Consider the following 17,297-nt stretch of genomic DNA (forward strand, 5'->3'; position numbering starts at 1 on the left):
TAATGGCAACGATTAACCAGCTGGTTCGCAAGCCACGCAGCATGAAGGTTGCTAAAAGCAACGTTCCTGCGCTGGAAGCATGCCCGCAGAAACGTGGTGTATGTACCCGCGTATATACAACCACTCCGAAAAAACCTAACTCCGCACTGCGTAAAGTTTGCCGTGTGCGTTTAACTAACGGTTTTGAAGTCACCTCCTACATCGGCGGTGAAGGTCATAACCTTCAGGAACACTCCGTGATCCTGATCCGTGGCGGTCGTGTTAAAGACTTGCCAGGTGTGCGTTACCACACCGTCCGCGGCGCGCTTGACTGCTCAGGTGTTAAAGACCGTAAGCAATCACGTTCTAAGTACGGCGTGAAGAAGCCAAAGGCTTAATGGTTCTCCGTTAAGTAAGGCCAAACATTTTCACATTAATGTCAAAATAAACTCTTAGAGTTTTGGACAACCCTGAATTAACAACGGAGTATTTCCATGCCACGTCGTCGTGTAATTGGCCAGCGTAAAATTTTACCGGATCCTAAGTTCGGATCTGAATTGCTGGCTAAATTTGTAAATATCCTGATGGTAGACGGTAAAAAATCTACTGCAGAAGCAATCGTCTATACCGCGCTGGAGACCCTGGCTCAGCGTTCTGGTAAAGATTTTCTGGAAGCTTTCGAAGTAGCTCTGGACAACGTGCGCCCGACTGTCGAAGTTAAGTCTCGCCGCGTTGGTGGTTCTACTTATCAGGTACCAGTTGAAGTTCGTCCGGTTCGTCGTAATGCCTTGGCAATGCGTTGGATCGTTGATGCTGCTCGTAAACGCGGTGATAAATCCATGGCTTTGCGCTTGGCGAATGAACTGTCTGACGCAGCAGAGAACAAAGGTTCTGCTGTTAAGAAACGTGAAGACGTTCACCGTATGGCCGAAGCTAACAAGGCGTTCGCCCACTACCGCTGGTAATTGCCACGCAGTAGTCATGCTAACCATGCGGGCGGTCTTCTTGGCCCACCCGCATGGGTTAACCGAATGAACGCCCTAGGAATAGAGGAATCAAATGGCTCGTAAAACACCCATTGAGCGCTACCGTAATATCGGTATCAGTGCTCACATCGACGCCGGTAAGACAACCACTACCGAACGTATCCTGTTTTACACCGGTGTAAACCATAAAATCGGTGAAGTTCATGACGGCGCAGCCACCATGGACTGGATGGAACAGGAGCAGGAGCGTGGTATTACCATTACTTCTGCAGCTACTACCTGCTTCTGGTCTGGTATGGCTAAACAGTTCGAACCACATCACGTCAATATCATTGACACCCCTGGGCACGTTGACTTCACCATCGAAGTAGAACGTTCCATGCGTGTTCTTGACGGCGCGGTAATGGTTTACTGTGCAGTTGGTGGTGTTCAGCCACAGTCTGAGACCGTATGGCGTCAGGCTAATAAGTACAAAGTTCCACGCATCGCGTTCGTTAACAAAATGGACCGTATGGGCGCGAACTTCTTGAAAGTTGTTGGCCAGATTAAATCTCGTCTGGGCGCGAATCCAGTTCCATTGCAACTGGCTATCGGCGCGGAAGAGAAATTCACCGGTATTATTGACTTGGTGAAAATGAAAGCGATCAACTGGAACGAAGCTGATCAGGGCGTGACCTTCGAATACGAAGAGATCCCTGCTGATATGGCTGATCTGGCTGCTGAATGGCACCAGAATCTGGTTGAGTCTGCTGCAGAAGCGTCAGATGAGCTGATGGATAAATACTTGGGCGGCGAAGAGCTGACCGAGTTAGAAATCAAAACAGCTCTGCGTAAACGCGTTCTGAACAACGAAATCATCTTGGTTACCTGTGGTTCTGCGTTTAAAAACAAAGGCGTACAGGCAATGCTGGATGCAGTTATCGAATACCTACCAGCACCAACTGACGTTGAAGCGATTAACGGTATTCTGGACGACGGTAAAGATACTCCGGCAGTTCGTCATTCTGACGACAAAGAGCCGTTCTCTGCACTGGCGTTCAAAATTGCTACCGACCCGTTTGTGGGTAACTTGACGTTCTTCCGTGTGTACTCTGGTGTTGTAAACTCCGGTGACACCGTGTTGAACTCAGTACGTTCACAGCGTGAGCGTCTGGGCCGTATCGTTCAGATGCACGCAAACAAGCGTGAAGAGATCAAAGAAGTTCGTGCAGGCGACATCGCAGCAGCGATTGGTCTGAAAGATGTGACGACTGGTGACACTCTGTGTGACCCAGCTAACCCGATCATCTTGGAACGTATGGAGTTCCCAGAGCCAGTAATCTCTGTTGCCGTTGAACCAAAAACCAAAGCCGACCAAGAAAAAATGGGTATGGCTCTGGGTCGTCTGGCAAAAGAAGATCCATCATTCCGCGTTTGGACTGACGAAGAATCTGGTCAGACTATCATCGCTGGTATGGGTGAATTGCACTTGGATATCTTGGTTGACCGTATGCGCCGCGAATTTAACGTGGAAGCAAACGTCGGTAAACCTCAGGTTGCATACCGTGAAACAATCCGCGATACCGTTAAGGACGTGGAAGGTAAGCACGCTAAGCAGTCAGGCGGTCGTGGTCAGTACGGTCATGTTGTTATCGACATGTCTCCGTTGCCACCGGGTGGCGCTGGGTATGAATTCGTCAACGAAATCGTTGGTGGTTCAATTCCTAAAGAGTTCATCCCTGCTGTTGATAAAGGCATCCAGGAACAACTGAAAGCTGGTCCGCTGGCTGGTTACCCAGTTGTTGACGTTAAAATCCGTCTGCACTATGGTTCTTACCATGACGTTGACTCCTCAGAATTGGCATTTAAATTAGCCGGTTCTATTGCCTTTAAAGAAGGTTTCAAACGAGCTAAACCAGTTCTGCTTGAGCCTATCATGAAGGTTGAAGTCGAAACCCCTGAAGATTACATGGGTGACGTAATGGGCGACCTTAACCGTCGTCGCGGTATCATCGAAGGTATGGAAGATACTGCTACCGGTAAAACCGTTCGCGTCAAGGTTCCGTTGTCTGAAATGTTCGGTTATGCTACTGACCTGCGTTCTCAGACTCAGGGCCGTGCTTCTTACTCCATGGAATTCCTGGAGTATGCTGAAGCACCTAGTAACGTCGCTAAAGCCGTTATCGAAGCCCGTGGCAAATAAGCTTTCGGGTTTAAAACAATGATCCAGTGCTCTCTCATAAGTGGGAGAGCACAAGAGTAAGGAATATAGTCGTGTCTAAAGAAAAATTTGAACGTAACAAACCCCATGTAAACGTCGGTACTATCGGCCACGTTGACCATGGTAAAACAACTCTGACTGCTGCGATCACCACCGTACTGGCTAAAACCTACGGCGGTAGCGCTCGTGCTTTCGATCAGATCGATAACGCACCTGAAGAAAAAGCACGTGGTATCACCATCAACACTTCTCACGTTGAGTATGACACCCCATCACGTCACTATGCGCACGTTGACTGCCCAGGGCACGCCGACTACGTTAAAAACATGATCACCGGTGCTGCTCAGATGGACGGCGCGATCCTGGTTGTTGCTGCAACTGATGGCCCTATGCCACAGACTCGCGAGCACATCCTGCTGGGTCGTCAGGTTGGCGTTCCTTTCATCATCGTATTCATGAACAAATGTGACATGGTTGATGATGAAGAGCTGCTGGAACTGGTAGAAATGGAAGTTCGTGAACTTCTGTCTGCTTACGATTTCCCTGGTGATGATCTGCCAGTAGTACGTGGTTCTGCTCTGAAAGCGCTGGAAGGCGTACCTGAGTGGGAAGAGAAAATCATCGAACTGGCTGGCTACTTGGATTCTTACATCCCAGAACCAGTACGTGCGGTTGACATGCCATTCTTGTTGCCAATCGAAGACGTATTCTCTATCTCTGGCCGTGGTACAGTAGTAACTGGTCGTGTAGAGCGCGGTATCGTTAAAGTTGGTGAAGAAGTAGAAATCGTTGGTATCAAAGATACTGTTAAATCTACTTGTACCGGCGTTGAAATGTTCCGTAAATTGCTGGACGAAGGCCGTGCTGGTGAGAACGTTGGTGTTCTGTTGCGTGGTATCAAACGTGAAGAGATCGAACGTGGTCAAGTTCTGGCTAAACCAGGTTCTATCAAGCCACACACCAAATTTGACTCAGAAGTTTATATTCTGAGCAAAGATGAAGGCGGTCGTCATACTCCGTTCTTCAAAGGCTACCGTCCTCAGTTCTACTTCCGTACTACTGACGTAACCGGTACTATCGAACTGCCAGAAGGCGTTGAAATGGTGATGCCAGGTGACAACGTTAACATGGTTGTGACTCTGATTCACCCAATCGCAATGGACGACGGTCTGCGTTTCGCAATCCGTGAAGGCGGCCGTACTGTAGGCGCTGGTGTTGTTGCTAAAGTTATCGCTTAATTGCGTCATTGATTAATTAATTTATTGATCAAGTAAAAGGGTGCTTCGGCACCCTTTTTTATTGGCTTGCTGAATAATCTTAATTGAAATAACTCTTATTCTTATTTACACTTGAGGTATTGGTTAAGAAGTGAGTCTCTCTATGTACGTTTGTCTGTGTAATGCGGTATCTGACAAAGTAATCCGTAAAGCTGTACGTCAGCACCATCCACATACCATTAAGCAGTTGCGTCAACTCGTGCCTATCGGCACAGACTGCGGAAAGTGCATTCGACAGGCCAGAGAAATCTTGATCGAGGAACGCGCTAACATTCCTGAAATGAATGATGTTGCCTAATAGTTAGCAGGGAGAAGTTTTCCCCACACCTTGCCATCTGGTACTACACTTTTAGTACTGGAAGCGGAGGGTATAACTATGAAAGGCGATAAAAAAATCATTGCACATCTCAATAAGCTACTCGGAAACGAATTAGTTGCCATCAATCAATATTTTCTTCACGCCCGAATGTTTAAAAACTGGGGTCTGATGCGCCTTAATGATAAGGAGTATCACGAGTCAATCGATGAAATGAAGCATGCGGATAAGTACATTGAGCGCATTTTATTCCTAGAAGGCATTCCTAACTTGCAAGATCTAGGCAAGCTGAATATTGGCGAAGATGTCGAAGAGATATTGAAATCTGATTTAGCGCTCGAATTATCTGGGGCGAAAGATTTACGTGAAGGGATTGCATACGCCGATTCAATTCATGACTACGTTAGCCGTGACTTATTGAAAGAAATTTTGGCTGAAGAAGAAGGGCATATTGATTGGCTCGAAACGGAGCTTAGCCTTATCGATCGTCTGGGCATACAAAATTACTCTCAGGCGCAATTGGCGAAAGAATGATTTATTCGTATACAACAAAAAGGTGAGTGTCCGCGTGTTAGATGATACTCGCCTTTTAAGTTCTGTTGTCTGGAATGTGAGAGCTTAAGACTCATTTGGGGCGTTTGTCGCCTGAAGATTAGCTCTTGTCGTCTAGAAATGCCGCGATACAGTTCTGATTAACCCACCTCTACCTGTTGTTCTCTCACCTGATTTGCAAGTTTCCGCATAGATTTCCAACAGTAGCTTGCTTCCTGTCAGTATTTACGTATAATGCGCGGGCCTACCTAATCTTGATAGGTCAGATTGAAACTAATCTGTCAGTTACAGCCTAGTGCCGTAACTGAACAATACTCCCGATATGGGGGTTATATGTTGAACGATTACACTCCCCCATCAATCGAAATGGGTGCGAGGAGTAATCATTTACGTTTATAAATAATTGGAGCTCTGGTCTCATGCAGAACCAAAGAATCCGTATCCGCCTGAAAGCGTTTGATCATCGTTTGATCGATCAATCAACTGCGGAAATCGTCGAGACTGCCAAGCGCACTGGTGCGCAGGTTCGTGGTCCGATCCCGCTGCCAACTCGCAAAGAGCGCTTTACCGTTCTGATCTCTCCGCACGTCAATAAAGATGCGCGCGATCAGTATGAAATTCGCACTCACAAGCGTCTGGTTGACATCGTTGAGCCAACCGAGAAAACCGTTGATGCTCTGATGCGTCTGGATCTGGCTGCCGGTGTAGACGTGCAGATCAGCCTGGGTTAATCAGGTCATTGAGCGATTGAGAGGTTGAAACAATGATTGGTTTAGTCGGTAAGAAAGTGGGTATGACGCGTATCTTCACTGAAGATGGCGTTTCAATCCCAGTAACTGTTATCGAAATTGAAGCGAACCGCGTAACTCAGGTTAAGAGCCTGGAGAACGACGGATACCGTGCTGTACAAGTAACTACCGGTGCTAAAAAAGCTAACCGCGTTACTAAACCAGAAGCGGGTCATTTCGCTAAAGCTGGCGTAGAAGCTGGCCGTGGTCTGTGGGAATTCCGCCTTCCAGAAGGTCAAGAATTTACTGCTGGTCAAGAAATTAGCGTCGAAATTTTTGCAGACGTTAAAAAAGTCGATGTTACAGGTACATCTAAAGGTAAAGGTTTTGCCGGTACTGTTAAGCGCTGGAACTTCCGCACCCAAGATGCTACCCATGGTAACTCCTTGTCTCACCGTGTTCCGGGTTCTATCGGTCAAAACCAGACTCCGGGCAAAGTGTTCAAAGGCAAGAAAATGGCTGGCCACCTGGGTGACGAGCGTGTAACCGTTCAAAGCCTGGACGTAGTACGTGTTGACGCTGAGCGCAACCTGCTGCTGGTTAAGGGTGCTGTACCGGGCGCTACCGGTGGCAACCTGATCGTTAAACCAGCTGTGAAGGCGTAAGGGGATAGCAATGGAATTAGTATTGAAAGACGCGCAAGGCGCGCTGACTGTTTCCGAAACTACCTTCGGTCGTGATTTCAACGAAGCGCTGGTACATCAGGTTGTTGTTGCTTATGCAGCAGGTGCCCGTCAAGGTACTCGTGCTCAGAAGACCCGCGCTGAAGTGACTGGTTCCGGTAAAAAACCGTGGCGCCAGAAAGGTACCGGCCGCGCACGTTCAGGTTCTGTGAAGAGCCCGATCTGGCGTTCAGGTGGTGTGACCTTTGCTGCAAAGCCTCAGGACCACAGTCAAAAAGTAAACAAAAAGATGTACCGCGGCGCGCTGAAAAGCATCCTGTCCGAATTGGTACGTCAAGATCGTCTGATCATTGTCGAAAAGTTCTCTGTTGAAGCACCTAAAACTAAGTTGCTGGCGCAGAAACTGAAAGATATGGCTCTGGAAGATGTGCTGATCGTAACGGGTGAACTGGACGAGAACTTGTTCTTGGCAGCTCGCAACCTGTACAAGGTTGACGTTCGCGATGTAGCCGGTATCGACCCAGTTAGCCTGATCGCCTTCGACAAAGTGGTTATGACTGCTGATGCTGTGAAGCAAGTTGAGGAGATGCTGGCATGATTCGTGAAGAACGTCTGCTGAAAGTACTGCGCGCGCCGCATGTATCTGAAAAAGCGTCCGCTGCGATGGAAAAGAATAACACCATCGTTCTCAAAGTTGCCAAAGACGCGACCAAAGCAGAAATTAAAGCTGCAGTGCAGAAACTGTTTGAAGTCGAAGTCGAAGACGTTAACACCTTGCTGGTTAAAGGCAAGAGTAAGCGTCACGGTCAGCGTGTTGGTCGTCGTAGCGACTGGAAAAAAGCTTACGTCACCCTGAAAGAAGGCCAGAATCTGGACTTCATCGGCGGCGCAGAGTAAGTCGGAGGAGTAAACAATGGCAATTGTTAAATGTAAACCTACATCTCCGGGTCGTCGCCACGTTGTTAAAGTGGTTAACCCTGAGCTGCACAAGGGTAAGCCTTATGCCCCGTTGCTTGAGAAATTAAGTAAAAGCGGTGGCCGTAACAACAATGGCCGTATCACCACCCGTCATATCGGTGGTGGCCACAAGCAACATTATCGTCTGGTTGACTTCAAACGCAACAAAGATGGTATCCCTGCTGTGGTTGAGCGTCTGGAGTACGATCCGAACCGTTCTGCGAATATCGCACTGGTTCTGTACAAAGACGGCGAACGCCGTTATATCCTAGCGCCAAAAGGCCTGAAAGCTGGTGACCAGATCCAATCTGGCGTTGATGCTGCAATTAAAGCAGGTAACACCCTGCCTATGCGTAACATCCCAGTTGGTTCAACGGTTCATAACGTAGAAATGAAACCAGGTAAAGGCGGCCAATTGGCTCGTTCTGCTGGTGCATACGTTCAGATCGTTGCTCGTGACGGTTCCTACGTTACTCTGCGTCTGCGCTCCGGCGAAATGCGCAAAGTTCCAGCTGATTGCCGTGCCACCTTAGGTGAAGTCGGTAACGCTGAACACATGCTGCGTGTGCTGGGTAAAGCAGGTGCTAGTCGTTGGCGTGGTATTCGTCCTACCGTTCGCGGTACGGCGATGAACCCGGTAGATCACCCACACGGTGGTGGTGAAGGTCGTAACTTTGGTAAGCACCCGGTAACCCCGTGGGGCGTTCAAACCAAAGGTAAGAAGACCCGTAGCAACAAGCGTACTGATAAGTTCATCGTACGTCGCCGTAGTAAAAAATAATTAGAGGATAAGCCATGCCACGTTCTCTCAAGAAAGGTCCCTTCATTGACCTGCACTTGCTGAAGAAGGTAGAGAAAGCGGTGGAAAGCGGAGACAAGAAGCCAATTCGGACTTGGTCCCGTCGTTCAACGGTCTTTCCAAATATGATCGGTTTGACCATCGCTGTCCATAATGGTCGTCAGCACGTTCCTGTATTTGTTTCCGATGAAATGGTCGGTCACAAATTGGGTGAATTCGCGCCGACCCGTACTTATCGCGGCCATGCGGCCGATAAAAAGGCTAAAAAGCGCTAAGGTAGGAGGAAGAGATGGAAACTATCGCTAAACATCGCCACGCTCGTTCTTCTGCTCAGAAGGTTCGCTTGGTAGCGGACCTGATTCGCGGTAAGAAAGTGTCGCAAGCTCTGGAAACTCTGGCCTATACCAACAAGAAAGCTGCTGGTTTGGTTAAGAAAGTGCTGGAGTCTGCCATTGCTAACGCAGAACACAACGATGGCGCTGACATCGATGATCTGAAAGTCACGAAGATTTTCGTAGACGAAGGCCCTAGCATGAAGCGCATTATGCCGCGTGCAAAAGGTCGTGCAGATCGCATCCTGAAGCGCACCAGCCACATTACTGTGGTTGTGTCCGATCGCTGAGACTCTGGAGACTAGCAATGGGTCAGAAAGTACATCCTAATGGTATTCGACTAGGTATTGTCAAAGCTTGGAACTCTACCTGGTACGCAAATACCAAAGAATTCGCTGACAACCTAGACAGCGACTTTAAAGTTCGCCAATTCTTAACTAAAGAATTAGCGAAAGCTTCCGTTTCTCGCATCGTTATCGAGCGTCCAGCGAAGAGCATCCGTGTGACTATTCACACAGCTCGTCCTGGCATCGTTATCGGCAAGAAAGGTGAAGATGTCGAAAAACTGCGTAAGGTCGTAGCGGATATCGCTGGCGTTCCTGCACAGATTAACATCGCCGAAGTCCGTAAACCGGAACTGGACGCAAAATTGGTTGCTGACAGTATCACTTCACAGCTGGAACGTCGTGTTATGTTCCGTCGTGCTATGAAGCGTGCTGTACAGAACGCAATGCGTCTTGGCGCTAAAGGTATCAAAGTTGAAGTAAGCGGCCGTCTTGGCGGTGCTGAAATCGCGCGTACCGAATGGTATCGTGAAGGTCGTGTTCCGTTGCATACACTGCGTGCGGATATCGATTACAACACATCTGAAGCGCACACCACTTATGGTGTAATCGGCGTAAAGGTATGGATCTTCAAAGGTGAGATCTTGGGTGGTATGGCTGCTGTTGAACAACCGGAACCGGCTGCTCAACCTAAAAAGCAGCAGCGTAAAGGCCGCAAGTAAGGAGAATCGCTGATGTTACAACCAAAGCGTACAAAATTCCGTAAGATGCACAAAGGCCGTAACCGTGGCCTTGCGCAAGGTACGGATGTTAGCTTCGGTGAGTTCGGCCTGAAAGCTTGTGGCCGTTGCCGCCTGACGGCTCGTCAAATCGAAGCAGCCCGTCGTGCGATGACACGTGCAATTAAGCGTCAAGGTAAGGTCTGGATCCGTGTATTCCCGGACAAACCGATCACCGAGAAGCCGCTCGAAGTACGTATGGGTAAAGGTAAGGGTAACGTTGAGTATTGGGTTGCCCTGATCCAGCCAGGAAAAGTTTTATTTGAAATGGCTGGTGTGCCGGAAGAAACTGCTCGCGAAGCATTTAAGCTCGCTGCAGCGAAACTGCCTGTAGGAACCACCTTTGTAACTAAGACGGTGATGTAATGAAAGCACAAGAGCTGCGTGAAAAAAGCGTTGAAGAGCTGAACACTGAGCTGCTCAACCTGCTGCGTGAGCAATTTAATTTGCGCATGCAGGCGGCTAGTGGCCAGCTGCAACAAACTCACCTGTCGAAACAAGTGCGTCGTAATATCGCACGTGTTAAGACTTTACTGACTGAAAAGGCGGGTGCGTAATGACTGACCAAATCCGTACTCTGCAAGGTCGCGTAGTTAGTGACAAAATGGAGAAATCCATGGTTGTTGCTATCGAGCGTGTGGTGAAGCACCCAATCTATGGGAAATTCATCCGTCGCACGACGAAATTGCATGTACATGACGAGAACAATGAATGTGGTATCGGTGACGTGGTAGAAATCCGCGAATGCCGTCCACTGTCAAAGACTAAGTCTTGGACACTTGTTCGCGTTGTAGAGAAAGCGATTCTGTAATAGAGTAGCTGACTCGAACATAATAAGCGGCTCAGAAAGTGGGCCGCTTATTTTTTCTACCCATAATCTGGAAGCGGTGTTATAATGCTGCGCCCTCATTATTGGGGCTTTTAAACGACCTATTCTGGGTCCTAAAGTAGTAGTTGACATTAGCGGAGCACTAACATGATCCAAGAACAGACTATGCTGAACGTGGCCGACAACTCCGGTGCACGTCGCGTAATGTGTATCAAGGTTCTAGGTGGCTCGCACCGTCGCTACGCAGGCATCGGCGACATCATCAAGATCACCATCAAGGAAGCAATTCCTCGTGGCAAGGTGAAGAAAGGCGATGTTCTGAAGGCGGTAGTGGTGCGCACCAAGAAGGGTGTACGTCGCCCGGACGGTTCTGTCATTCGCTTCGATGGTAACGCTTGTGTTATTTTAAATAATAACAGCGAGCAGCCAATCGGCACGCGTATTTTTGGGCCGGTAACTCGTGAACTGCGTAATGAGAAGTTCATGAAAATTATCTCTCTGGCACCAGAAGTACTCTAAGGAGCGAACCATGGCAGCGAAAATCCGTCGTGATGACGAAGTTATCGTGCTAACCGGGAAAGACAAAGGTAAGCGCGGTAAAGTAAAGAATGTCCTGTCTGCTGGTAAGGTCATTGTTGAAGGTATCAACCTGGTTAAAAAACATCAGAAGCCGGTTCCGGCCCTGAACCAACCAGGTGGCATTGTTGAAAAAGAAGCTGCAATTCAAGTTTCCAACCTTGCGCTGTTCAACGCGACAACCGGTAAGGCTGACCGTGTAGGCTTTAGATTCGAAGACGGCAAAAAAGTCCGTTTCTTTAAATCTAACAGCGAAACTATCAAGTAATTTGGAGTAATACGATGGCGAAACTGCATGATTACTACAAAGACGAGGTAGTCAAACAACTGATGTCTCAGTTTGGCTACGACTCTGTCATGCAAGTCCCTCGGGTCGAGAAGATCACCCTGAATATGGGTGTTGGTGAAGCGATCGCTGACAAGAAACTGCTGGATAACGCAGCAGCTGACTTGGCAGCAATCTCCGGTCAAAAGCCGTTTATCACCAAAGCACGCAAATCTGTTGCAGGCTTCAAAATCCGTCAGGGCTATCCGATCGGCTGTAAAGTTACCCTGCGTGGCGAACGCATGTGGGAATTCTTTGAGCGACTGATTACCATTGCTGTACCTCGTATCCGTGACTTCCGTGGCTTGTCCGCTAAGTCATTCGATGGTCGTGGAAACTACAGCATGGGTGTGCGCGAGCAGATCATCTTCCCGGAAATCGACTACGATAAAGTCGATCGTGTACGTGGTTTGGATATTACCATTACCACTACTGCGAAATCCGATGATGAAGGCCGTGCATTGTTGGCTGCTTTTAAATTCCCATTCCGCAAGTAAGGTAGGGTTACTGATGGCTAAGCAATCAATGAAAGCACGCGAAGTTGTTCGCGTGAAACTAGCTAACAAATACCGCGCTCAACGCGAGGAATTAAAAGCTATTATCTCTGGTGTGAACTCATCCGACGAAGATCGTTGGAATGCTGTTCTGAAGCTGCAGTCTCTGCCGCGTGATTCCAGCCCGTCCCGTCAGCGTAACCGCTGCAACCAAACTGGTCGTCCGCATGGTTTCCTGCGGAAGTTCGGGTTGAGCCGTATTAAAGTCCGTGAAACCGCAATGCGCGGTGAAATCCCGGGCCTTAAAAAGGCTAGCTGGTAATTGTCACCAATTGAATCACGGGAGTAAAGACAGATGAGCATGCAAGATCCGATCGCGGATATGCTGACCCGTATCCGTAACGGTCAAGCCGCAAATAAAGTTGCGGTCACCATGCCTTCCTCCAAGCTGAAAGTGGCAATTGCCAACGTTCTGAAGGAAGAAGGCTTTATTGAAGATTTTAAAATCGAAGGCGACACCAAGCCTACACTGGAATTAGCACTTAAGTATTTCCAGGGCAAGGCAGTGGTAGAAAGCATTCAACGTATCAGCCGTCCAGGTCTGCGCATCTATAAGAAAAAAGATGAGCTGCCAAAAGTTATGGCCGGTTTGGGTATCGCTGTTATTTCTACCTCTAAAGGTGTTATGACCGATCGTGCAGCTCGCCAAGCTGGTCTTGGTGGCGAGATTATCTGCTACGTAGCTTAATTCGGGAGGAAAGAATGTCTCGTGTTGCAAAAGCACCCGTCGTCATTCCTGCCGGCGTAGAGGTAAAACTCAACGGTCAGGTTATTTCGATAAAGGGTAAGAACGGCGAGCTGACTCGTACCGTCCATAGCGCTGTTGAAGTTAAGCAAGAAGAAAATACATTGACTTTCGCTCCACGCGAAGGCGCTGTAGACGGTTGGGCCCAAGCGGGTACCACTCGTGCACTGCTTAATGCAATGGTCGTTGGTGTTACCGAAGGCTTCACTAAGAAGCTTCAACTGGTAGGCGTAGGCTACCGTGCCGCAGTTAAAGGCAACGTGGTGAATTTAGCTTTAGGCTTCTCTCATCCAGTTGACCATGAATTGCCGGCTGGCATCACTGCCGAGTGCCCGACCCAAACTGAAATCGTGCTGAAAGGCGCTGATAAGCAGGTGATTGGTCAGGTTGCAGCAGATTTGCGTGCCTACCGTCGTCCTGAGCCTTATAAAGGCAAGGGTGTCCGTTACGCCGACGAAGTCGTGCGTACCAAAGAGGCTAAGAAGAAGTAAGGTAACACTATGGATAAGAAAGCAGCTCGTATCCGTCGTGCGACCCGCGCACGCCGCAAGCTCAAAGAACTGGGTGCGACTCGCCTGGTGGTACATCGTACCCCACGCCATATTTACGCGCAGGTTATTGCACCAAACGGTTCTGAAATTTTGGTCGCCGCTTCTACTGTAGAAAAAGCTATCAATGAGCAATTGAAGTACGCCGGCAACAAAGATGCCGCTGCAGCTGTAGGTAAAGCTGTCGCAGAGCGCGCATTGGAAAAAGGGATCACGAAAGTATCCTTTGACCGTTCCGGTTTCCAATATCATGGTCGAGTCCAGGCACTGGCAGATGCTGCCCGTGAAGCTGGCCTTCAGTTCTAAGGTAGAGGTGTAAGATGTCACACATCGAAAAACAAGCTGGCGAACTGCAGGAAAAGCTGATCGCGGTAAACCGCGTATCTAAAACCGTAAAAGGTGGCCGTATTTTCAGCTTTACCGCACTGACAGTAGTTGGTGATGGTAACGGTCGCGTTGGTTTTGGCTACGGCAAAGCACGCGAAGTTCCGGCAGCGATCCAGAAAGCGATGGAAAAAGCCCGTCGCGCTATGATTAATGTTGCTTTGGATAACGGTACTCTGCAGCACCCTGTTAAAGGTGCTCACACGGGTTCTCGTGTATTCATGCAACCAGCTTCTGAAGGTACCGGTATTATTGCCGGTGGTGCAATGCGCGCCGTTTTAGAAGTTGCAGGGGTTCATAACGTATTGGCCAAAGCATATGGTTCTACTAACCCGATCAACGTGGTTCGTGCAACTATTTTAGCTCTGGAAGATATGAAATCCCCAGAAATGGTCGCTGCCAAGCGTGGTAAGTCCGTCGAAGAAATTCTAGGGAAATAACCATGGCAAAGACTATTAAAGTAACTCAAACAAAAAGCAGTATCGGTCGTTTGCCAAAACATAAGGCAACTCTGATCGGTTTAGGTCTGCGTCGTATTGGTCATACTGTAGAGCGTGAGGATACTCCTGCTGTACGTGGTATGGTCAACTTGGTTTCCTACATGGTTAAAGTTGAGGAGTAACAGATGCGTTTAAATACTCTGTCTCCGGCTGAAGGTGCCAAGCATGCGCCGAAGCGTGTAGGTCGTGGTATCGGTTCTGGCCTGGGTAAAACTGCTGGTCGTGGTCACAAAGGTCAGAACTCACGTTCTGGTGGTGGCGTACGTCGTGGTTTTGAAGGTGGTCAGATGCCTTTATATCGTCGTTTGCCGAAATTCGGCTTCACCTCTCGCAAAGCTATGATCACGGCAGAAGTTCGTCTGTCTGAACTGGCTTTGGTGGAAGGCGACGTAATCGACCTGAACACGCTGAAAGCCGCTAACGTTGTTGGTACCCAGATTGAATTCGCGAAAGTTATGCTTTCTGGCGAAATTAATCGTGCGGTAACTCTTCGTGGTCTGCGTGTCACCAAAGGCGCTCGTGCTGCTATCGAAGCTGCTGGCGGTAAAATTGAGGAATAAGTAGCAGATGGCTAAGCAACCAGGATTAGATTTTCAAAGTGCTAAAGGCGGATTAGGCGAACTGAAGCGCAGACTTTTGTTTGTTATCGGTGCGCTTATTGTTTTCCGTATCGGCTCTTTTATTCCGATTCCTGGTATCGATGCCACTGTGCTTGCTAAATTGCTCGAGCAGCAGAGAGGGACCATCATTGAAATGTTTAACATGTTCTCTGGTGGTGCTCTCAGTCGTGCTTCTATCTTTGCCTTGGGTATCATGCCGTATATTTCGGCATCAATTATTATCCAACTGTTAACAGTGGTTCATCCAGCGTTAGCAGAAATAAAGAAAGAAGGGGAAGCTGGCCGTCGCAAGATCAGTCAGTACACCCGTTATGGCACGTTGGTATTGGCTATATTCCAATCGATCGGTATTGCTACCGGTCTGCCGAATATGCCTGGGATGCAAGGTCTGGTTATTAATCCAGGCTTTGCTTTCTATTTTACCGCTGTCGTTAGCTTGGTCACTGGGACAATGTTCCTGATGTGGCTTGGCGAACAGATTACTGAACGTGGTATCGGTAACGGTATTTCTATCATAATCTTCGCTGGTATTGTTGCCGGTCTACCACCTGCAATAGCCCATACCATCGAGCAAGCTCGGCAAGGCGACCTGCACTTCCTCCTGTTGCTGTTGGTTGCAGTATTAGTGTTTGCAGTAACCTTCTTCGTTGTTTTCATTGAACGTGGTCAACGTCGTATCGTCGTTAACTATGCTAAACGTCAACAAGGTCGTCGTGTTTATGCAGCACAGAGCACACACTTACCGTTGAAAGTGAATATGGCTGGGGTTATCCCAGCAATCTTTGCTTCCAGCATAATTCTGTTCCCTGCCACGATTGCATCATGGTTTGGGGGCGGGACAGGTTGGAACTGGTTGACGACTATTTCAATGTATTTGCAACCAGGTCAACCGCTTTATGTGTTACTCTATGCGTCTGCAATCATCTTCTTCTGTTTCTTCTACACGGCGCTAGTTTTCAACCCGCGTGAAACAGCAGATAACCTGAAGAAGTCCGGTGCATTCGTGCCAGGAATTCGTCCGGGAGAGCAAACGGCGAAGTACATCGATAAAGTAATGACGCGTCTAACCTTAATTGGTGCGATGTATATTACTTTCATCTGCCTGATCCCGGAGTTCATGCGTGACGCGATGAAAGTACCATTTTACTTTGGTGGTACCTCCCTACTTATCGTAGTGGTGGTCATCATGGACTTTATGGCTCAAGTGCAAACTCTGATGATGTCGAGTCAATATGAGTCTGCATTGAAGAAAGCAAACCTGAAAGGCTATAACCGCTAATTCAGGTATGTTTGAGAAGTTACGGAGAGTAAAAATGAAAGTTCGTGCTTCCGTCAAGAAATTATGTCGTAACTGCAAAATTGTTAAGCGTAACGGTGTCGTTCGCGTAATTTGCAGTGCCGAACCAAAGCATAAACAGCGTCAAGGCTGATTTATCTTGCATATTTTTCTTGCAAAGTTGGGTTGAGCTGGCTAGATTAGCCAGCCAATCTTTTGTATGTGACTGCAATGCTATTTGAGTATCCTGAAAACGGGCTTTTCAGAATGGTATTGCTGTATAAAATAGTAGGAGTGCATAGTGGCCCGTATAGCAGGCATTAACATTCCTGATCAGAAACATACCGTTATCGCATTAACTGCGATCTACGGCATCGGTAAAACTCGCTCACAGGCTATCTGTGTTGCTGCGGGTATTGCTGAAAATGTTAAGATCAGTGAGCTGTCTGAAGAGCAAATCGAGAAGCTGCGTGACGAAGTTGCCAAGTACGTTGTAGAAGGTGATCTGCGTCGTGAGGTGACCCTGAGCATCAAGCGTCTGATGGACCTTGGGACTTATCGTGGTTTGCGTCATCGTCGTGGTCTACCAGTTCGCGGTCAGCGTACTAAGACCAACGCACGTACCCGTAAGGGTCCGCGTAAACCGATCAAGAAATAATCGGGGTGATTGAATAATGGCAAAGGCACCTATTCGTGCACGTAAGCGTGTAAGAAAGACAGTCTCTGACGGTGTGGCTCATATCCATGCTTCTTTCAACAACACCATCGTTACCATTACAGATCGTCAAGGTAACGCATTGGGTTGGGCAACAGCAGGTGGTTCCGGTTTCCGTGGATCTCGTAAGTCTACTCCGTTTGCAGCGCAAGTTGCAGCAGAGCGCTGCGCTGACGCAGTGAAAGAATACGGTATCAAGAATCTGGAAGTTATGGTTAAAGGACCTGGTCCGGGCCGTGAGTCTACTATCCGTGCGTTAAACGCGGCTGGTTTCCGCATCACTAATATTACTGATGTGACTCCGATCCCTCATAACGGTTGTCGTCCGCCGAAAAAGCGCCGCGTATAACGCT

Annotated in this window: 31 protein-coding genes; all 31 read left to right on the top strand. The window is 48.4% G+C overall.

What is annotated here, in order from left to right:
- The first annotated feature begins 2 nt into the window (after positions 1-2).
- The 31 genes from rpsL to rpsK all read left to right on the top strand — a co-directional run bounded on the left by rpsL (position 3) and on the right by rpsK (position 17,293).
- Positions 3-377 (top strand): 30S ribosomal protein S12, encoded by a 375-nt coding sequence (rpsL, locus tag BN68_RS21750; protein WP_002212323.1) that lies wholly within the window; start codon positions 3-5, stop codon positions 375-377.
- 96 nt (positions 378-473) lie between these two features.
- Complete coding sequence (rpsG, locus tag BN68_RS21755; RefSeq protein WP_002212324.1) at positions 474-944, top strand: 30S ribosomal protein S7; 471 nt, start codon at positions 474-476, stop codon at positions 942-944.
- Between the two features lie 94 nt (positions 945-1,038).
- Positions 1,039-3,147, top strand: a complete 2,109-nt coding sequence (fusA, locus tag BN68_RS21760) for an elongation factor G (RefSeq protein ID WP_019213296.1) — start codon at positions 1,039-1,041, stop codon at positions 3,145-3,147.
- Between the two features lie 71 nt (positions 3,148-3,218).
- Positions 3,219-4,403, top strand: coding sequence for an elongation factor Tu (tuf, locus tag BN68_RS21765; protein ID WP_019213297.1), 1,185 nt, complete (start codon positions 3,219-3,221; stop codon positions 4,401-4,403).
- A gap of 142 nt (positions 4,404-4,545) precedes the next feature.
- Positions 4,546-4,740, top strand: a complete 195-nt coding sequence (gene bfd, locus BN68_RS21770) for a bacterioferritin-associated ferredoxin (protein ID WP_005186233.1) — start codon at positions 4,546-4,548, stop codon at positions 4,738-4,740.
- Positions 4,741-4,818: 78 nt separating this feature from the next.
- Positions 4,819-5,292, top strand: coding sequence for a bacterioferritin (gene bfr, locus BN68_RS21775; protein WP_019213298.1), 474 nt, complete (start codon positions 4,819-4,821; stop codon positions 5,290-5,292).
- Positions 5,293-5,729: 437 nt separating this feature from the next.
- The gene (rpsJ, locus tag BN68_RS21780) at positions 5,730-6,041 is read left to right on the top strand and encodes a 30S ribosomal protein S10 (RefSeq protein ID WP_001181005.1); all 312 of its coding nucleotides are present in this window, start codon (positions 5,730-5,732) and stop codon (positions 6,039-6,041) included.
- A 32-nt stretch (positions 6,042-6,073) separates the two neighbouring features.
- Positions 6,074-6,703, top strand: a complete 630-nt coding sequence (rplC, locus tag BN68_RS21785; protein ID WP_004709250.1) for a 50S ribosomal protein L3 — start codon at positions 6,074-6,076, stop codon at positions 6,701-6,703.
- A 10-nt stretch (positions 6,704-6,713) separates the two neighbouring features.
- Complete coding sequence (gene rplD, locus BN68_RS21790; RefSeq protein WP_019213299.1) at positions 6,714-7,319, top strand: 50S ribosomal protein L4; 606 nt, start codon at positions 6,714-6,716, stop codon at positions 7,317-7,319.
- Positions 7,316-7,618 (top strand): 50S ribosomal protein L23, encoded by a 303-nt coding sequence (gene rplW, locus BN68_RS21795; protein ID WP_005159841.1) that lies wholly within the window; start codon positions 7,316-7,318, stop codon positions 7,616-7,618. The genes rplD and rplW overlap by 4 nt, the downstream gene beginning before the upstream one ends.
- 16 nt (positions 7,619-7,634) lie before the next feature.
- Positions 7,635-8,459, top strand: coding sequence for a 50S ribosomal protein L2 (gene rplB / locus BN68_RS21800; protein ID WP_019213300.1), 825 nt, complete (start codon positions 7,635-7,637; stop codon positions 8,457-8,459).
- A 14-nt stretch (positions 8,460-8,473) separates the two neighbouring features.
- Positions 8,474-8,752, top strand: coding sequence for a 30S ribosomal protein S19 (gene rpsS / locus BN68_RS21805; protein ID WP_002213430.1), 279 nt, complete (start codon positions 8,474-8,476; stop codon positions 8,750-8,752).
- Between the two features lie 14 nt (positions 8,753-8,766).
- On the top strand, positions 8,767-9,099 hold the full coding sequence (gene rplV / locus BN68_RS21810) for a 50S ribosomal protein L22 (protein WP_004391423.1): 333 nt from the start codon (positions 8,767-8,769) through the stop codon (positions 9,097-9,099).
- 17 nt (positions 9,100-9,116) lie between these two features.
- Entirely contained in the window at positions 9,117-9,815 is a 699-nt protein-coding gene (gene rpsC, locus BN68_RS21815) for a 30S ribosomal protein S3 (protein WP_002221644.1), read from the top strand.
- 12 nt (positions 9,816-9,827) lie between these two features.
- Complete coding sequence (gene rplP / locus BN68_RS21820; protein ID WP_002218940.1) at positions 9,828-10,238, top strand: 50S ribosomal protein L16; 411 nt, start codon at positions 9,828-9,830, stop codon at positions 10,236-10,238.
- Complete coding sequence (rpmC, locus tag BN68_RS21825; RefSeq protein ID WP_005159843.1) at positions 10,238-10,429, top strand: 50S ribosomal protein L29; 192 nt, start codon at positions 10,238-10,240, stop codon at positions 10,427-10,429. Before rplP ends, rpmC begins: the two co-directional genes overlap by 1 nt.
- Positions 10,429-10,683, top strand: coding sequence for a 30S ribosomal protein S17 (rpsQ, locus tag BN68_RS21830; protein ID WP_002228135.1), 255 nt, complete (start codon positions 10,429-10,431; stop codon positions 10,681-10,683). Before rpmC ends, rpsQ begins: the two co-directional genes overlap by 1 nt.
- A gap of 165 nt (positions 10,684-10,848) precedes the next feature.
- Positions 10,849-11,220: a 50S ribosomal protein L14 gene (rplN, locus tag BN68_RS21835; RefSeq protein WP_002213325.1), complete on the top strand. Its 372-nt coding sequence runs from the start codon at positions 10,849-10,851 to the stop codon at positions 11,218-11,220.
- Between the two features lie 10 nt (positions 11,221-11,230).
- Positions 11,231-11,545 (top strand): 50S ribosomal protein L24, encoded by a 315-nt coding sequence (gene rplX / locus BN68_RS21840; protein WP_004875104.1) that lies wholly within the window; start codon positions 11,231-11,233, stop codon positions 11,543-11,545.
- A gap of 14 nt (positions 11,546-11,559) precedes the next feature.
- Positions 11,560-12,099, top strand: coding sequence for a 50S ribosomal protein L5 (gene rplE / locus BN68_RS21845; RefSeq protein WP_002213329.1), 540 nt, complete (start codon positions 11,560-11,562; stop codon positions 12,097-12,099).
- A 13-nt stretch (positions 12,100-12,112) separates the two neighbouring features.
- Positions 12,113-12,418: a 30S ribosomal protein S14 gene (gene rpsN / locus BN68_RS21850; protein WP_004391418.1), complete on the top strand. Its 306-nt coding sequence runs from the start codon at positions 12,113-12,115 to the stop codon at positions 12,416-12,418.
- Between the two features lie 33 nt (positions 12,419-12,451).
- Positions 12,452-12,844, top strand: coding sequence for a 30S ribosomal protein S8 (gene rpsH, locus BN68_RS21855; protein WP_019213301.1), 393 nt, complete (start codon positions 12,452-12,454; stop codon positions 12,842-12,844).
- A gap of 14 nt (positions 12,845-12,858) precedes the next feature.
- Positions 12,859-13,392, top strand: coding sequence for a 50S ribosomal protein L6 (gene rplF / locus BN68_RS21860; protein WP_004391415.1), 534 nt, complete (start codon positions 12,859-12,861; stop codon positions 13,390-13,392).
- A gap of 9 nt (positions 13,393-13,401) precedes the next feature.
- Positions 13,402-13,755: a 50S ribosomal protein L18 gene (gene rplR, locus BN68_RS21865; protein WP_004391413.1), complete on the top strand. Its 354-nt coding sequence runs from the start codon at positions 13,402-13,404 to the stop codon at positions 13,753-13,755.
- Positions 13,756-13,769: 14 nt separating this feature from the next.
- The gene (rpsE, locus tag BN68_RS21870; protein ID WP_004875101.1) at positions 13,770-14,273 is read left to right on the top strand and encodes a 30S ribosomal protein S5; all 504 of its coding nucleotides are present in this window, start codon (positions 13,770-13,772) and stop codon (positions 14,271-14,273) included.
- 2 nt (positions 14,274-14,275) lie between these two features.
- Positions 14,276-14,455 carry a 50S ribosomal protein L30 gene (rpmD, locus tag BN68_RS21875; protein WP_002213339.1) on the top strand — a complete coding sequence of 60 codons (180 nt, stop codon included), beginning with the start codon at positions 14,276-14,278 and terminating at the stop codon, positions 14,453-14,455.
- A gap of 3 nt (positions 14,456-14,458) precedes the next feature.
- Positions 14,459-14,893, top strand: coding sequence for a 50S ribosomal protein L15 (gene rplO / locus BN68_RS21880; RefSeq protein WP_019213302.1), 435 nt, complete (start codon positions 14,459-14,461; stop codon positions 14,891-14,893).
- A gap of 7 nt (positions 14,894-14,900) precedes the next feature.
- On the top strand, positions 14,901-16,232 hold the full coding sequence (gene secY / locus BN68_RS21885; RefSeq protein ID WP_002213344.1) for a preprotein translocase subunit SecY: 1,332 nt from the start codon (positions 14,901-14,903) through the stop codon (positions 16,230-16,232).
- Between the two features lie 34 nt (positions 16,233-16,266).
- Positions 16,267-16,383, top strand: coding sequence for a 50S ribosomal protein L36 (rpmJ, locus tag BN68_RS21890; protein ID WP_002227352.1), 117 nt, complete (start codon positions 16,267-16,269; stop codon positions 16,381-16,383).
- Positions 16,384-16,530: 147 nt separating this feature from the next.
- Complete coding sequence (gene rpsM, locus BN68_RS21895) at positions 16,531-16,887, top strand: 30S ribosomal protein S13 (protein ID WP_004702348.1); 357 nt, start codon at positions 16,531-16,533, stop codon at positions 16,885-16,887.
- Positions 16,888-16,903: 16 nt separating this feature from the next.
- Positions 16,904-17,293 carry a 30S ribosomal protein S11 gene (gene rpsK, locus BN68_RS21900; RefSeq protein WP_004709234.1) on the top strand — a complete coding sequence of 130 codons (390 nt, stop codon included), beginning with the start codon at positions 16,904-16,906 and terminating at the stop codon, positions 17,291-17,293.
- Positions 17,294-17,297 lie beyond the last annotated feature (4 nt).

The organism is Yersinia massiliensis CCUG 53443, from assembly GCF_000312485.1.
GTDB lineage: Bacteria > Pseudomonadota > Gammaproteobacteria > Enterobacterales > Enterobacteriaceae > Yersinia > Yersinia massiliensis.

What these genes read in the sequence shown, in the direction of transcription:
- rpsL (WP_002212323.1), top strand. Translation starts at nt 3, where the DNA reads ATGGCAACGATTAACCAGCTGGTTCGCAAGCCACGCAGCATGAAGGTT.
- rpsG (WP_002212324.1), top strand. Translation starts at nt 474, where the DNA reads ATGCCACGTCGTCGTGTAATTGGCCAGCGTAAAATTTTACCGGATCCT.
- fusA (WP_019213296.1), top strand. Translation starts at nt 1,039, where the DNA reads ATGGCTCGTAAAACACCCATTGAGCGCTACCGTAATATCGGTATCAGT.
- bfd (WP_005186233.1), top strand. Translation starts at nt 4,546, where the DNA reads ATGTACGTTTGTCTGTGTAATGCGGTATCTGACAAAGTAATCCGTAAA.
- bfr (WP_019213298.1), top strand. Translation starts at nt 4,819, where the DNA reads ATGAAAGGCGATAAAAAAATCATTGCACATCTCAATAAGCTACTCGGA.
- rpsJ (WP_001181005.1), top strand. Translation starts at nt 5,730, where the DNA reads ATGCAGAACCAAAGAATCCGTATCCGCCTGAAAGCGTTTGATCATCGT.
- rplC (WP_004709250.1), top strand. Translation starts at nt 6,074, where the DNA reads ATGATTGGTTTAGTCGGTAAGAAAGTGGGTATGACGCGTATCTTCACT.
- rplD (WP_019213299.1), top strand. Translation starts at nt 6,714, where the DNA reads ATGGAATTAGTATTGAAAGACGCGCAAGGCGCGCTGACTGTTTCCGAA.
- rplW (WP_005159841.1), top strand. Translation starts at nt 7,316, where the DNA reads ATGATTCGTGAAGAACGTCTGCTGAAAGTACTGCGCGCGCCGCATGTA.
- rplB (WP_019213300.1), top strand. Translation starts at nt 7,635, where the DNA reads ATGGCAATTGTTAAATGTAAACCTACATCTCCGGGTCGTCGCCACGTT.
- rpsS (WP_002213430.1), top strand. Translation starts at nt 8,474, where the DNA reads ATGCCACGTTCTCTCAAGAAAGGTCCCTTCATTGACCTGCACTTGCTG.
- rplV (WP_004391423.1), top strand. Translation starts at nt 8,767, where the DNA reads ATGGAAACTATCGCTAAACATCGCCACGCTCGTTCTTCTGCTCAGAAG.
- rpsC (WP_002221644.1), top strand. Translation starts at nt 9,117, where the DNA reads ATGGGTCAGAAAGTACATCCTAATGGTATTCGACTAGGTATTGTCAAA.
- rplP (WP_002218940.1), top strand. Translation starts at nt 9,828, where the DNA reads ATGTTACAACCAAAGCGTACAAAATTCCGTAAGATGCACAAAGGCCGT.
- rpmC (WP_005159843.1), top strand. Translation starts at nt 10,238, where the DNA reads ATGAAAGCACAAGAGCTGCGTGAAAAAAGCGTTGAAGAGCTGAACACT.
- rpsQ (WP_002228135.1), top strand. Translation starts at nt 10,429, where the DNA reads ATGACTGACCAAATCCGTACTCTGCAAGGTCGCGTAGTTAGTGACAAA.
- rplN (WP_002213325.1), top strand. Translation starts at nt 10,849, where the DNA reads ATGATCCAAGAACAGACTATGCTGAACGTGGCCGACAACTCCGGTGCA.
- rplX (WP_004875104.1), top strand. Translation starts at nt 11,231, where the DNA reads ATGGCAGCGAAAATCCGTCGTGATGACGAAGTTATCGTGCTAACCGGG.
- rplE (WP_002213329.1), top strand. Translation starts at nt 11,560, where the DNA reads ATGGCGAAACTGCATGATTACTACAAAGACGAGGTAGTCAAACAACTG.
- rpsN (WP_004391418.1), top strand. Translation starts at nt 12,113, where the DNA reads ATGGCTAAGCAATCAATGAAAGCACGCGAAGTTGTTCGCGTGAAACTA.
- rpsH (WP_019213301.1), top strand. Translation starts at nt 12,452, where the DNA reads ATGAGCATGCAAGATCCGATCGCGGATATGCTGACCCGTATCCGTAAC.
- rplF (WP_004391415.1), top strand. Translation starts at nt 12,859, where the DNA reads ATGTCTCGTGTTGCAAAAGCACCCGTCGTCATTCCTGCCGGCGTAGAG.
- rplR (WP_004391413.1), top strand. Translation starts at nt 13,402, where the DNA reads ATGGATAAGAAAGCAGCTCGTATCCGTCGTGCGACCCGCGCACGCCGC.
- rpsE (WP_004875101.1), top strand. Translation starts at nt 13,770, where the DNA reads ATGTCACACATCGAAAAACAAGCTGGCGAACTGCAGGAAAAGCTGATC.
- rpmD (WP_002213339.1), top strand. Translation starts at nt 14,276, where the DNA reads ATGGCAAAGACTATTAAAGTAACTCAAACAAAAAGCAGTATCGGTCGT.
- rplO (WP_019213302.1), top strand. Translation starts at nt 14,459, where the DNA reads ATGCGTTTAAATACTCTGTCTCCGGCTGAAGGTGCCAAGCATGCGCCG.
- secY (WP_002213344.1), top strand. Translation starts at nt 14,901, where the DNA reads ATGGCTAAGCAACCAGGATTAGATTTTCAAAGTGCTAAAGGCGGATTA.
- rpmJ (WP_002227352.1), top strand. Translation starts at nt 16,267, where the DNA reads ATGAAAGTTCGTGCTTCCGTCAAGAAATTATGTCGTAACTGCAAAATT.
- rpsK (WP_004709234.1), top strand. Translation starts at nt 16,904, where the DNA reads ATGGCAAAGGCACCTATTCGTGCACGTAAGCGTGTAAGAAAGACAGTC.